Source organism: Petropleomorpha daqingensis, from assembly GCF_013408985.1.
Lineage (GTDB): Bacteria > Actinomycetota > Actinomycetes > Mycobacteriales > Geodermatophilaceae > Petropleomorpha > Petropleomorpha daqingensis.
Map to the genome: position 1 here is coordinate 2,513,083 of NZ_JACBZT010000001.1, position 13,474 is coordinate 2,526,556.

Genomic DNA, 13,474 nt, shown 5'->3' on the forward strand with positions numbered 1-13,474 from the left:
CCGGCCGGGCTCAGTCCACGGGCGCGGCTTCGGCGACCTGCAGATCGACCTCGATGTTGCCCATCGTGGCCTTGGAGTACGGGCAGATCTGGTGCGTCAGCTCCATGGCCGTGAGCGCCTGATCGGCGTCCAGACCCGGGGCGGTCAGCTCGAGCTCGACGGCCAGCCCGAAGTCGATCGGCGGCTCCTTCAGGAAGTGCACCCGCGCGGTGACGTGCGAGCCGTCCAGCGCCCTCGGGGACAGGCCCATCTCGCGCACGGCGTGCCGCATCGCGCTGTGGAAGCAGGCGGCGTACCCGGCGGCGAACAGCTGCTCGGGATTCGTGCCGGGGCCGTCGTCCCCGCCCATCCCCGCCGGCCGCGACAGCTCCAGGTCCAGTTTCTCGTCGGAGGTGACCACCGCCCCGGTCCGTGCTCCGTACGCGGTCGCCTCCGCGGTGTACAGCCGTTGCATGGCGACGGTCTACCCCGCGACCGGCGGGTCACGCCAGAGCGCCGGCGACCACCCTGAGGTCGGCGACCAGGGCGTCGTAGGCGGCGGCGCGGGACTCGTCCGGAGTCCGCAGCACCGCCGACGGGTGGGTGGTCGCCAGCATCCAGGTCTGGTGCGGGGCCTCCTCCTCGTCCTCGTCGTCCTCGACCGGGCCGTGCAGGCTCCACGGGATGAGCTGCCCGCGGTCCTTGGTGATCCGGAAGGACGGCGAGATGAGCGCCTTGGCCGCGGTCGCCCCCAGGCACACGACCACCTCCGGGGTGAGCACCTCGAACTCCGCCGCCAGCCACGGCCGGCAGGCGCGCAGGTGCTCCGGGCCGGGCGTCTGGTGGATCCGCCGCTTCGGCGTCGAGGTGAACCGGAAGTGCTTCACGGCGTTCGTGATGTAGACGTCGCGGCGCTCGATGCCGGCCTCGGCCAGCGCCTTGTCCAGCAGCCGGCCGGCCGGGCCGACGAACGGCTCGCCCTTGCGGTCCTCCTGGTCGCCGGGCTGCTCGCCGACGAACACCACCCGCGCGGTCTCCGGGCCCTCGCCGAACACCGTCTGCGTCGCCGGCTCCCACAACTCGCACGCCTTGCACCCGGCGGCGGCCCGGCGCAGCCCGTCCAGCCCGACACCCGACGGCGGCTGCGCCACACCGTTGTGCTCGCTCATGGCCTGATGACACCGCAGAGGGCCGCCGCGCGCTACGGGGCCGCCAGACGGGCGTTGGTCAGCGACGGCAGGGTGACGACGGCGACCGCCGCGAGCACGGCCGCGGTCGCGGCGAACACCGCCGGCAGCCCGAACGCCGCGGCGACGACACCGCCGAGCGCGGCCCCGATCGGCGTGACCCCCCACGTCGCGAACCGGTAGGCGCTGTACACCCGCCCGCGCAGGTGGTCGGGCACCGCCTCGCCGCGGTACGACGCCGAGACGACGTTGAACGCGAAGGCGGCGAACCCGATCAGGCCGAGCAGCAGGACCGCGATCCACGGCGTCGTGGTCAGCGCGAGCAGCAGGTACGCCATGACGCTGAGGACGACGGTCCCGGCGATCACCCCGCCCAGGCCCAGCCGGCGGCGCAGCCACGGCGCCGCCGCCGACCCGGCCAGCCCGCCGACGGCCAGCCCGGAGAGCAGCAGCCCGTAGAAGGACGGGCCGACGTGCAGCACCTCCAGGACGTAGAGCACCAGGACGGCGATCGTCGCGGTCTCAGCGAGGTTCCACACCGTCAGCAGCACCACGAGGGCGCGCAGCTGCCGGTGCCGCCACAGCCAGCGCAGCCCGACGGCGATCTGCCGGGTGATCCCGGTCGTGTCCCGGTCCTCGTCGGTCGCCCGGATCCGCGTCCGGACGCCCAGGATCAGCGCGGCCGAGCCGAGGAAGGACACGACGTCCAGGCCGAACGGGAGCGCCGGCGCGAGCCCGAACGCCCAGCTGCCCAGGGGCGGCCCGAGCAGGAAGCCGGTGAGCACTGTGCCGGCGTAGAAGCGGCTGTTGGCCCGGTCCAGCAGCGGCGTCGGCACGAGCGAGGGCAGCGCGGCCTGCGACGCGCTGTCGAACAGCGTCGAGACGGTGGCGGTGCCGAACGCGACCACGCAGAGCACCGCCAGGTTCGCCCGGCCGGTGACGACGGTGACCGCCAGGACGGCGAACTGGACCGCCGACGCCAGGTCGCACAGCCACATCGCCCGCTTACGGTCCCACCGGTCGGCGAGCGTGCCGGTGTGCAGCGCGAAGAGCAGCCACGGCAGGCCGGAGCAGACGCCGACCAGCGCGACCGCCCGGGGGGCGCGGGTCAGGCTCGCCGCGAGCAGCGCGCTCGCCGTCCCGGACGCGCCGCTGCCCAGGTGCGACACGACGGCGGCGACGCAGACCCGCCAGAAGTCGCCCGGCAACCGGGTCCGGACGTCCTGCACAGCGGCACGCTAACGACCCGGAACTGCGGGGGGCACCCGGTTTCGGGGGTGCGGGCCGATACGGTCCGGATGATCAACGAGGGAGCGGGGATGCTCGAGTTCGACGGGCTGTACAAGACCTACGGCGACAACGCCGTCCTGCGGGGGGTGGGCTTCGCCGTCCCCGAGGGATCGATGTTCGGCTTCTGCGGGGCCAACGGCGCCGGCAAGACGACGACGATGCGGATCGCCATGGGCCTGGCCCGCGCCGACGCCGGCGAGGTGCGCTGGCGGGGGAGGCCCCTCGACGAGGCCGCCCGCCGCCGGATCGGCTACATGCCGGAGGAGCGCGGCCTCTACCCGAAGATGAAGGTCGGCGAGCAGGTCGCCTACTTCGCCCGGCTGCACGGCCTGGACACCGCCGCGGCCACCCGGGCCAGCGACGAGTGGGTCGACCGGCTCGGACTGGGCGAGCGCCGCGGCGACCGCGTCGAGAAGCTGTCGCTGGGCAACCAGCAGCGGGTCCAGCTCGCGGCCGCCCTGGTCTCCCGGCCCGAGGTGCTGATCCTCGACGAGCCGTTCTCCGGTCTCGACCCGGTCGGTGTCGACTCCCTCGCCGAGGCGCTGCTCGAGCAGTGCCGGGCCGGCGTGCCGGTGCTGTTCTCCAGCCACCAGCTCGACCTGGTGGAGCGGCTGTGCGACTCCGTCGGCATCCTCGCCCGAGGCCGGATGGTGGCCGCCGGCACGGTGGAGGAGCTGCGCCGCCGGGAGGCCGGCCGGCTGCTGCGGGTCGTCGTCCCCGACGCCGGCCCGGGCTGGGCGGCTCACCTGCCCGGCGTCCGGGTCGTCTCCCAGCAGGGCGGGGACACCCTGCTCGAGCTCGACCCCGCCACCGACGACCAGCAGGTGCTGGCCGCGGCGCTGGAGACCGGTCGGGTCACCCACTTCGCCTGGCGCGAGCCGAGCCTGGTCGAGCTGTTCCGGGAGGCCGTCGCCGACCCGGCGCAGCGGCAGGAGGCGGCGGCGTGAGCGAGCCGAAGCAGCTGAGCAGCACCTCGCTCATCCGGCTGGTCGCGGGCCGCGAGATCTCCACCCGGCTGCGCGACAAGAACTTCCTGATCAGCACCGCGGTCCTGCTGATCCTGATCATCGGCGTGATGGTCTTCCAGGTCCTCGTCAACAGCGGGAGCTCGAGCAGCACGATCGGGGTCGTCGGCAGCAGCCGCAACGTCGAGCAGGTGCTGGTCGCGCAGGGCAACCTCCAGGGCACCGACGTCGAGGTGCGCAGCCTCTCCTCGGAGGCCGCGGCCCGGATGGCCGTCGACGACGGCGACGTCGACGCCGCGGTGATCGACCCCGAGGGGTCCGACCCGCGGCTGATCGTGCAGAAGAGCGGCGGCAGCGAGGAGCGGCTCGTGCAGGGCGCCGTCGCCGCGCTGTCCACCGCCGACCAGCTGCAGCAGGCGAACGTGGCGCTGGAGCCGCCGCCGACGGTCGCCGTCGTCCCGCTGGAGCCCGGCGGCGAGGACCGGACGCAGGCGACGGTCGTCGCGATCGTCGGGGTCGGGCTCCTCTACTTCCTGCTGATCCTGTTCGGCCAGTTCGTGGCGCAGGGCGTGGTCGAGGAGAAGTCCAGCCGGGTCGTCGAGCTGCTGCTGGCGACGATGAAGCCCTGGCAGCTGCTGGCCGGCAAGATCCTGGGCCTCGGCCTGCTGGGGCTCGGGCAGATCGTGATCCTGGGCGTCGTCGGGACGGCCGGGGCGATCGCCTTCGACGTCGTCGACGTCCCCGGTCAGGTGATCGGCACCGTCGTCTCGGTCGTGCTCTGGTTCGTCATCGGCTACGCGCTCTACGCCTCGATCTTCGCCGTCGCGGCGTCGCTGGTCAGCCGGCAGGAGGACCTCGGCAGCGTGCTGACCCCGACGACGATCCTGCTGGTCGTCGGCTTCGTCATCGCCATCCAGGCGGCCGGCGACCCCACGAGCACCCTGGCCACCGTCACCTCCTTCGTCCCCGGGCTGTCGCCGCTGGTCATGCCGGTGCGCATGGCGGCGGGGGCGGCGCAGTGGTGGGAGGTCGTGGTGGCCGTCGCCCTCATGCTCGTCGCCATCGGGCTGATCGTGCGGCTCGGCGGCCGGGTCTACGCCGGTGCGCTGCTGCGCACCGGCGGCAAGATCAAGATGCGGGAGGCGCTGCAGGCCGAGCGCGCCTGACCGATTGTGCCCCGCCGGACCGGGGTAGCCGGGCGGCATGGCGATGCAGCTGGGCTACACGATGATGACCGAGCAGGCGGGGCCGACCGACCTCGTCCGGCACGTGGTGGGCGCCGAGGAGGTCGGCTTCGACTTCGCGGTCTCGAGCGACCACTTCTTCCCGTGGTTGGACGAGATGGGCCACTCACCGAACGCGTGGGTGACCCTCGGCGCGGCCGCGCAGGCCACCAGCCGCATCCCCCTGATGACCTACGTGACCTGTCCGACGTTCCGCTACCACCCGGCGGTCGTGGCCCAGCAGGCGGCGACGCTGCAGCTGGTCTCCGGCGGCCGGTTCACCCTCGGGCTGGGTGCGGGGGAGAACCTCAACGAGCACATCGTGGGCGGCGGCTGGCCGGGCGCCGACGTCCGGCAGGAGGCGTTCGTCGAGGCGATCCAGGTCATCCGCGAGCTCTTCGACGGCGGCTACGTCAACTTCCGCGGCGAGCACTTCGACGTCGAGTCGGCCAAGCTCTGGGACCTGCCGGACAAGCGGGTGCCGATCGGCATCGCGATCAGCGGCAAGCAGTCGGCGGAGATCGCCGGTGAGCTCGGCGACGTGATGATCGCCGTCGAGCCCAAGGGCGAGCTCGGCGAGATGTTCGAGGCGGCCGGTGGGGCCGGCAAGCCGAAGGTCGGCCAGCTGCCGATCTGCTACGACACCGACAAGGACGCCGCGGTCAAGCGGGCGCACTCGCTGTTCCGGTGGTTCGGGCTCGGCTGGAAGGTCAACGCCGAGCTGCCCGGGCCGACGGCGTTCGACTCGGCGTCGTCCTTCGTGACGCCGGACGACGTCGCCGAGAGCATCCCGTGCGGGGACGACGTCGACGCCGTCCTCGAGGCGGCGAAGGAGTACGCCGACGCCGGATTCACCCAGCTGGCGCTGGTCCAGATCGGCGGGGACGAGCAGCAGCCGTTCCTCGAATGGACCCAGCGGACGCTGCTGCCGGCCTGGCGCGAGGCCTTCGGGAGCTGAACTGCGCGAATTCCGCCGCTCCAACGGGTGAGACCGGGCCTCCGGCGGCCCCATGCGGCAGGCCGCGCATAGATCATCAGCGTCGTGCGAGAGGACCTGGACCGGCGCCTCCGGCGGCTCCAGGCCTCCGGGGAGCCCGCCGAGCTGATCGATCTGGGCTGCGACCTGGCCGAGGCCGGCCGGCACCGCGACGCCGAAGGCTGCTTCCGGCGCGCCGCCGCGCTGGGTGACTCGGTCGGCTCGTTCAACCTCGGTAACGCGCTGGCCGCGCAGGGCCGCAACGAGGAGGCGGTCGAGGCCTACGAGGTCGCGCTGGCCGCCGGTGAGTCCGACGCGTGGCGCAACCTCGGCCTGGTGCTCGAGGAGCTCGGCGACCTCGCCGGTGCGATGCACGCCTACCGCGGCGCCGGGGAGGCCGGCGACCCGGCCGGCTGGCTGGGCCTGGCGTTCCTGCTCCGCGAGCAGGGCGAGCGCGAGGACGCGCTGGTCGCGGCCGAGCGGGGAGCCGCGCTCGGCGACCCGGTCGCGGCCGCCGTCGTCGCCAGCTGGTGCTGGTCGATGACGTTCGACCCGGCGCTGGAGCCCGAGCTGCGGGCCGGCGCCGCGCACTACCCCTCCGCGCGCGCCGACCTCGGGCGGCTGCTGCGCGACACCGGCCGCGTCGACGAGGCCCGCTGGGTGCTCGAGCTCGGGGCCAAGCTCGGCGAGACCGAGTCGTGGCTGCCGCTGGGCAACCTCTACTGCGACGAGCTCGGCGACGAGGAGGCGGCGGAGGAGGCCTACCGCGCCGGCATCCGCGCCGGCGACGTCTACTGCCACCACAACCTCGGGCTGCTGCTGGTCGAGCGCGGTGACGTGGACGGCGCCGTCGAGCAGTTCCGGCTCGGCGTGGCCGCCGGCGACGACCTGGCCCTGCGCGCCCTGGAGCAGTTCGAGGGCAGCTGACGCCTGGCGGTGCGACCGACGCCGACATGAGGTGTTCACACGCGTCGGGAATGATCCTGCGCATGTCCGAAGCCACCGTCGACGTCGCCGATCTGCGCCACCACGGGGGCGGGGACAGCACCGACGACCGCGCCGACGACGCCCCGCTGCGCGACGACATCCGCCTGCTCGGGCGCGTGCTCGGCGAGGTGATCGGTGAGCAGGCCGGTGCCGACGTGCTCGACCTGGTCGAGGCCACCCGCGTCGAGGCCTTCCGCATCCGCCGCTCCGAGGTCGACCGCGCCGAGCTCGCCGAGCGCCTCGCGGGCCTGGACGTGAAGAACGCCAACCACGTCATCCGGGCGTTCAGCCACTTCTCGCTATTGGCCAACCTCGCCGAGGACATCCACCACGAGCGCCGCAGACGCTTCCACCGCCGCGAGGGGTCGCCGCCGCAGCAGGGCAGCCTGGCCGCGAGCTTCGCGCTGCTGGACGAGGCCGACCTGGACGCCGCGACCGTCGCCCGCGAGCTGGCCGGCGCGCTCGTCGTCCCGGTGGTCACCGCGCACCCCACCGAGGTCCGCCGCAAGACGATCTCGCAGGTCCAGGTGCACGTCACCGACCTGATCCGGCAGCGCGACCGCGCCGCCCTCGGCGAGGTGGACGACGAGTGGTCGGCCAGGCTCTGGCGGGCGGTGCTCACCCTCTGGCAGACGGCGCTGCTGCGGCTGTCGCGGCTGCGCCTGTCCGACGAGATCGACGAGGCGCTGCGCTACTACGAGCTCTCGCTGTTCGAGGTGATCCCCGCGATCAACGCCGAGCTGCGCCGGGCGCTGACCGAGCGGTGGCCGGACGCCGGCCTGCTCGAGCGGCCGATGCTGCAGTCCGGTTCCTGGATCGGGGGCGACCGCGACGGCAACCCCTACGTCACCGCCGACGCGCTGCGCCGCGCGACCACCCGCCAGGCCGAGACGGCCCTGGGCCACTACCTCGCCGAGCTCGAGGAGCTGCGGGTCGAGCTCTCCGTGTCCGACCGCCTGGTCACGCCGACCGACGAGCTCTACGCGCTGGCCGACGCCTCCGGCGACGACTCGCCCTTCCGCGCCGACGAGCCCTACCGGCGCGCGCTCAACGGCGTGCACGACCGGGTCACCGCCACGCTCAAGCGCGCCGTCGGGCACCTGCACGTCCCCGAGCCGCACGCCGACCTCGAGCCCTACGACGACCCCACGGAGCTGCGGGCCGACCTCGACGTCGTCGACACCTCGCTGCGCAGCCACGGCGCCGGCGCCCTGGCCGACGACCGCCTGGCCCGGCTGCGCGAGGCGGTCGACGTCTTCGGCTTCCACCTGTGCGGGCTGGACCTGCGGCAGAACGCGGAGGTGCACGAGGAGGTCGTCGCCGAGCTGCTCGCCTGGGCCGGGGTGTGCGACGACTACGCCGCGCTCGACGAGGAGCAGCGGGTCGAGATGCTCGCCGGCGAGCTGCGCATGCGCCGCCCGCTGGTCCGGCCGGGCGCCGAGCTGTCGGAGAAGGTCCGCGGCGAGCTCGACGTCGTCGAGGCGGCGGCCGCGCAGGTGACGCTGCTCGGCCCGCGCGCGATCCCCAACTACGTGATCAGCATGTGCGAGTCGGTCAGCGACGTCCTGGAGGTCGCCGTCCTGCTCAAGGAGGTCGGCCTGCTCGACCCGGACGGCGACGACGGCCCGACCTGCCCGGTCGGCATCTCGCCGCTGTTCGAGACCATCGACGACCTGAAGAACGCCGGGGCGACGCTGACCGCGATGCTCAACCAGCCGCTCTACCGCGCGCTGGTCGCCAACCGCGGCGACGTCCAGGAGGTCATGCTCGGCTACTCCGACAGCAACAAGGACGGCGGCTACCTCGCCGCGAACTGGGCGCTCTACCGCGCCGAGCTGGCGCTGGTCGAGGTCGCCCACCGCGAGGACATCCGGCTGCGGCTGTTCCACGGTCGCGGCGGCACGGTCGGCCGGGGCGGCGGCCCCAGCTACGACGCGATCCGCGCGCAGCCGCCGGGAGCGGTCGCCGGGTCGCTGCGGATCACCGAGCAGGGCGAGGTCATCGCGGCCAAGTACGGCGAGCCCGACCGCGCCCGCCGCAACCTCGAGGCGATCGTCGCGGCCACGCTCGAGGCCAGCCTGCTCGACACGGAGAACCTCGGGGACGACGCCGAGGCCACCTACGAGCTGCTCGACGACCTCGCCGCGCGTGCCCAGCAGGCCTACCGGGCGCTGGTGCACGAGACGCCCGGCTTCGTCGAGTGGTTCCGCGCCGCGACGCCGATCGGCGAGCTGGCCGAGCTGAACATCGGCAGCCGGCCGCCCTCGCGCAAGGCCGGCGACAAGATCTCCGACCTGCGCGCCATCCCGTGGGTGTTCAGCTGGTCGCAGGCCCGGATCATGCTGCCCGGCTGGTACGGCACCGGCTCCGCGCTCGAGTCGTGGGTCGACGGCGACGACGCCAAGCTCGAGCAGCTGCGAGAGCTGCACAGGCGCTGGCCGTGGTTCCGCACGATCCTGTCCAACATGGGCATGGTGCTGGCCAAGACCGACCTCGGGCTGGCCGCCCGCTACGCCGAGCTCGTGCCCGACGAGGACCTCCGGCACCGGGTGTTCGACCAGATCACCGCCGAGCACGAGCGCAGCTGCCGGATGCTGCTCGCCGTCACCGGCGACGACCGGCTGCTCGCCGACAACCCCTCGCTGGCCCGCTCGATCCGCAACCGCTTCCCGTACCTGGAGCCGCTGCACCACCTGCAGGTGGAGATGCTGCGCCGCCGGCGGGAAGGGGACGACGACGAGCTGACCGTCCGCAACATCCAGCTGACCATCAACGGCGTCGCCACGGCCCTGCGCAACAGTGGGTGAGCACCGCGCCGCGGCCGTCGGCCCGGATCTCGCGCGGGCGGGGGACTCCCTCGCCCTCGCCCCGGCGGCGCTGGCCCCGGCGGTGAGCGACCCGGCCTACCGGGTGCTGGTCGGGGACGACGACTCCGCGGTCCTGCTGCGCCGGCAGTGGACAGCGCAGGGCGTCGCCGAGGCGGTGCTGCTGGCCTCGGCCGGCATCGGCCCGGACACCCCCGCGGTGCTGGCCACCGCCGTGGCGTGGGGCTGCGACCGGGTGCGCGACCGGCCCGGCGGCCGCGGGGTGGTCGTCGTCCCGCCGCCGGACGACGCCCAACCCGTGACCCAGCGCTTCCTGCACCTGGCCGCGCTGGCCGCCACCCGGGTCGAGACCGCGGTCGCGCTCGCCCGCGGCACCGGCGTGGACGCGGTCAAGGCCGACGGCAGCCCGTCGCTGGCCGCCGACGAGGCCGCGCACGTCGCCGCCGCGGAGGTGCTCGGCCGGTTGGGCGTGCCGGTGCTCAGCGAGGAGCGCACCGATCAGCGCGTCGACGAGGCGTCGGCGTGGGTCGTGCTCGACCCGCTCGACGGCACCGGCAACTTCCGCGCCGGCCTGCCGCCGTGGGCGTTCTCCGCGGGGCTGGTGCACGGCGGGCGCGCGGTGGCCGGCGTCGTCGTCGACCTCTCCTCCGGACGGCGGTGGTGGACCGAGGGCGGCGGCGCGTGGCGCGACGGCCTGCCGGTGCGGTCGCGGCCGGGCAGCACCGTCGTCGTCCCGACCGCGCCGGCCGGGGGAGCGGTCGCCGTCCCGTCGTCCGCGCACCGGGTGCGGGTGACCGGCTGCACCGCCGTCGAGCTCTGCCTGGTCGCCGACGGGTCGGCCGCGGCGTGGCACGACCTCGACCGCGGCGGCGCCCACGTGCACGACGTCGCGGGCGGGCTGGCGCTGCTCGCCGCAGGCGGCGGGATCGCCCTCACGCCCGAGGGCGCGGAGCTCGTGCTGCGGCCCGACACCGAGGGCCGGATCCGGTTCGTCGCCGCCGAGTCGCGGGCGACCGCCGAGGAACTGCTCCGGGCGTTCGACTGACCTGCGGTAACGATCCTCGACCGGCTCTTGACAGCGGGTGGGCCCCACCCCGCAAATAAGCCTCCCCGGCCACCGACCCGGTGGACCGCGCCAGGAAGGCGGCGCCGTGGACACCACCGCCCCCGCACCCACCAGCGACGAGACCCGGCTGCACCAGCTGGGCTACGCCCAGGAACTGCGCCGGCACATGTCCGGTTTCTCCAACTTCGCCGTGTCGTTCACGATCATCTCGATCCTGTCCGGGTGCCTGACGCTCTACGGCTTCGGCCTGAACACCGGCGGCCCGGCCGTCATCGTCTGGGGCTGGCCGATCGTCGGGATCATGGTGATCATCGTCGGGCTCGCCATGGCCGAGGTCTGCTCGAGCTACCCGACCGCCGGCGGCCTGTACTACTGGGCCGCCAAGCTCGCGCCCGAGAAGAGCTCCGCCGCGTGGTCGTGGTTCACCGGCTGGTTCAACTTCCTCGGCCAGGTCGCGGTCACCGCGGGCATCGACTTCGGTGCGGCGTTCTTCCTCAACGCCTTCCTCGACCTGCAGTTCGGGTTCGACTCCCGGCCCTGGCACACGATCCTGCTGTTCGGGCTGATCCTGCTGGTCCACGGGCTGCTGAACACCTTCGGCGTCAAGGTCGTGGCGTTCCTCAACGACGTCAGCGTCTGGTGGCACATCCTCGGGGTGCTGATCATCGTCGCGGTGCTGGCCTTCGTGCCCGACCAGCACCAGTCGGCGAGCTTCGTGTTCGGCCACTTCGTGAACAACACCGGCTGGAGCTCGACGCTCTACGTCGTCCTGCTCGGCCTGCTGCTGGCGCAGTACACGTTCACCGGCTTCGACGCCTCGGCGCACATGACCGAGGAGACCCGGTCGGCCGACACCGCCGGCCCGCGCGGCATCGTGATGTCGATCGTCGTCTCGCTGGTCGCCGGCTGGGTGCTGCTGATCGGCGTCACCTTCGCCATCCAGAGCTACGACAACGCGCTGGCCGCACCGGACACCGGCGTGCCGCCGGCGCAGATCTTCGTCGACGCGGTCGGGCTGACCACGGCCAAGCTGCTGCTGCTCATCGTCATCGGCGCGCAGCTGTTCTGCGGCATGTCCTCGGTGACGGCCAACTCGCGGATGATCTACGCGTTCTCCCGTGACGGGGCGCTGCCGGCGTCCCGGGTGTGGCACCGGATCAACCCGCGCACCCGCACGCCCACCAACGCCATCTGGCTGGCCGCCGGCGGCGCGTTCGTCCTCGGCCTGCCCTACCTGTTCAACGCCACGGCGTACGCGGCGGTGACCTCGATCGCGGTCATCGGGCTCTACATCGCCTACGTGATCCCGACGTTCCTGCGGCTGCGTGCGGGTGAGCGGTTCCAGCGCGGCCCGTGGCACCTGGGCAGGTGGAGCCGGCCGATCGGCATCGTCGCCGTGGTCTGGGTCGTGTTCATCACGATCCTGTTCATGCTGCCGACGGTCAGCCCGATCGACGCGACGACGTTCAACTACACGCCGCTCGCCGTCCTCGTCGTCCTGGGCTTCGCCGGCATCTGGTGGCTGGTCTCGGCCAAGAACTGGTTCACCGGGCCGAAGGTCCAGGGCACCGCCGAAGAGCTGGCCGCGGTCGAGCGCGACATCGAGCTGGCGGGCGAGACCGCGTGACCCCTGAGGAGCTGACCCTCGCTGTCGAGGGGGGCGAGGTCGACACCGTCGTCCTCGCCCTCCCCGACATGCAGGGCCGGTTGCAGGGCAAGCGGTTCCACGCCCGGTTCTTCCTGGACGAGGTGCTCGCCCACGGCACCGAGGCGTGCAACTACCTGCTCGCCGTCGACGTCGACATGAACACCGTCGACGGGTTCGCGATCTCCTCGTGGGAGCAGGGCTACGGCGACTTCGTCGTCCGTCCGGACCTCGCCACCCTGCGCCGGGTGCCGTGGCAGCCGGGGACGGCGATGCTGCTCGGGGACCTGGAGTGGCTGGACGGCGCGGCCGTGCAGCCGTCGCCGCGGGCGGTGCTGCGTCGCCAGCTGGGCCGGCTGGCCGAGCACGGCTGGACGGCGATGGCCGGCACGGAGCTGGAGTTCATCGTCTTCCGCGACAGCTACGAGCAGGCCTGGTCCGGCGGCTACCGCGACCTCACCCCGGCCAACCAGTACAACGTCGACTACTCGCTGCTGGGCACCGCGCGGGTGGAGCCGCTGCTGCGCGAGATCCGCAACGGGATGGCCGGCGCCGGCATGACGGTCGAATCAGCGAAGGGGGAGTGCAACCTCGGCCAGCACGAGATCGCCTTCCGCTTCCGCGACGCCCTGGGCACCGCGGACAACCACGTCGTCTACAAGAACGGCGCCAAGGAGATCGCCGCGCAGAGCGGGATGAGCCTGACCTTCATGGCCAAGTTCAACGAGCGGGAGGGCAACAGCTGCCACCTGCACGTGAGCCTGCGCGACGCCGACGACCGTCCGGTGTTCGCCGGCGACGGCGCGCACGGGTTCTCGCCGGTGTTCGAGCACTGGCTGGCGGGGCTGCTCGCCGCCCAGCGGGAGTTCACGCTGCTCATGGCGCCGAACATCAACTCCTACAAGCGGTTCGCGCTCGGCAGCTTCGCGCCCACGGCGGTCGCCTGGGGCTTCGACAACCGCACCTGCGCGCTGCGGGTGATCGGGCACGGGTCGTCGCTGCGGGCGGAGAACCGGGTGCCCGGCGGCGACGTGAACCCGTACCTGGCGCTGGCCGCGCTGGTCGCCGCGGGCCTGCACGGGATCGAGAACGAGCTGCCGCTGGAGCCGGCGTTCGAGGGCAACGCCTACGCGTCGGACAAGCCGCGGGTGCCGACGACGTTGCGGGACGCCGCCGAGCTGTTCGAGAAGAGCTCGCTGGCCCGCGCGGCGTTCGGCGACGACGTCGTCGAGCACTACGTCAACGCAGCGCGGGTGGAGCTCGCGGCCTTCGACGCGGCGGTCACCGACTGGGAGAAGTTCCGGGGATTCGAGCGACTGTGAAGATGTGGC

The 13,474-nt window shown here is 73.2% G+C and carries 11 protein-coding genes; 8 read left to right on the forward strand and 3 right to left on the reverse strand.

The window, feature by feature from the left end; all coding sequences use genetic code 11:
• Positions 1-10 precede the first annotated feature (10 nt).
• Genes GGQ55_RS12435 through GGQ55_RS12445 form a run of 3 tightly spaced genes read right to left on the reverse strand, consistent with a single transcriptional unit; the run spans position 11 to position 2,395 of the window.
• Positions 11-454 (reverse strand): organic hydroperoxide resistance protein, encoded by a 444-nt coding sequence (locus tag GGQ55_RS12435; protein WP_179717113.1) that lies wholly within the window; start codon positions 452-454, stop codon positions 11-13.
• Positions 455-482: 28 nt separating this feature from the next.
• The gene (locus GGQ55_RS12440; RefSeq protein WP_179717115.1) at positions 483-1,148 is read right to left on the reverse strand and encodes a UdgX family uracil-DNA binding protein; all 666 of its coding nucleotides are present in this window, start codon (positions 1,146-1,148) and stop codon (positions 483-485) included.
• Positions 1,149-1,180: 32 nt separating this feature from the next.
• Positions 1,181-2,395: an MFS transporter gene (locus GGQ55_RS12445; RefSeq protein ID WP_179717117.1), complete on the reverse strand. Its 1,215-nt coding sequence runs from the start codon at positions 2,393-2,395 to the stop codon at positions 1,181-1,183.
• Between the two features lie 90 nt (positions 2,396-2,485).
• Here GGQ55_RS12445 and GGQ55_RS12450 point away from each other — a divergent pair, with 90 nt between their 5' ends.
• The 8 genes from GGQ55_RS12450 (at position 2,486) to GGQ55_RS12485 (ending at position 13,465) form a co-directional block, all read left to right on the forward strand.
• Positions 2,486-3,403 carry an ABC transporter ATP-binding protein gene (locus tag GGQ55_RS12450; RefSeq protein WP_179717119.1) on the forward strand — a complete coding sequence of 306 codons (918 nt, stop codon included), beginning with the start codon at positions 2,486-2,488 and terminating at the stop codon, positions 3,401-3,403.
• Positions 3,400-4,587 carry an ABC transporter permease gene (locus GGQ55_RS12455; RefSeq protein WP_179717121.1) on the forward strand — a complete coding sequence of 396 codons (1,188 nt, stop codon included), beginning with the start codon at positions 3,400-3,402 and terminating at the stop codon, positions 4,585-4,587. Before GGQ55_RS12450 ends, GGQ55_RS12455 begins: the two co-directional genes overlap by 4 nt.
• Positions 4,588-4,624: 37 nt before the next feature.
• Positions 4,625-5,602 carry an LLM class F420-dependent oxidoreductase gene (locus tag GGQ55_RS12460; RefSeq protein ID WP_179717123.1) on the forward strand — a complete coding sequence of 326 codons (978 nt, stop codon included), beginning with the start codon at positions 4,625-4,627 and terminating at the stop codon, positions 5,600-5,602.
• 84 nt (positions 5,603-5,686) lie between these two features.
• Positions 5,687-6,547 (forward strand): tetratricopeptide repeat protein, encoded by an 861-nt coding sequence (locus GGQ55_RS12465; RefSeq protein WP_179717125.1) that lies wholly within the window; start codon positions 5,687-5,689, stop codon positions 6,545-6,547.
• Between the two features lie 62 nt (positions 6,548-6,609).
• Positions 6,610-9,414, forward strand: coding sequence for a phosphoenolpyruvate carboxylase (gene ppc / locus GGQ55_RS12470; RefSeq protein WP_179717126.1), 2,805 nt, complete (start codon positions 6,610-6,612; stop codon positions 9,412-9,414).
• Positions 9,407-10,477, forward strand: a complete 1,071-nt coding sequence (locus GGQ55_RS28390; RefSeq protein WP_179717128.1) for an inositol monophosphatase family protein — start codon at positions 9,407-9,409, stop codon at positions 10,475-10,477. Before ppc ends, GGQ55_RS28390 begins: the two co-directional genes overlap by 8 nt.
• Before the next feature lie 106 nt (positions 10,478-10,583).
• Positions 10,584-12,125 carry an amino acid permease gene (locus tag GGQ55_RS12480; RefSeq protein ID WP_218859262.1) on the forward strand — a complete coding sequence of 514 codons (1,542 nt, stop codon included), beginning with the start codon at positions 10,584-10,586 and terminating at the stop codon, positions 12,123-12,125.
• Complete coding sequence (locus tag GGQ55_RS12485) at positions 12,122-13,465, forward strand: glutamine synthetase family protein (protein WP_366489181.1); 1,344 nt, start codon at positions 12,122-12,124, stop codon at positions 13,463-13,465. Before GGQ55_RS12480 ends, GGQ55_RS12485 begins: the two co-directional genes overlap by 4 nt.
• Positions 13,466-13,474: the final 9 nt, after the last annotated feature.

Coding starts and splice junctions, on each gene's coding strand:
- GGQ55_RS12435 (WP_179717113.1), bottom strand. CDS start 454: ATGCAACGGCTGTACACCGCGGAGGCGACCGCGTACGGAGCACGGACC.
- GGQ55_RS12440 (WP_179717115.1), bottom strand. CDS start 1,148: ATGAGCGAGCACAACGGTGTGGCGCAGCCGCCGTCGGGTGTCGGGCTG.
- GGQ55_RS12450 (WP_179717119.1), top strand. CDS start 2,486: ATGCTCGAGTTCGACGGGCTGTACAAGACCTACGGCGACAACGCCGTC.
- GGQ55_RS12460 (WP_179717123.1), top strand. CDS start 4,625: ATGGCGATGCAGCTGGGCTACACGATGATGACCGAGCAGGCGGGGCCG.
- ppc (WP_179717126.1), top strand. CDS start 6,610: ATGTCCGAAGCCACCGTCGACGTCGCCGATCTGCGCCACCACGGGGGC.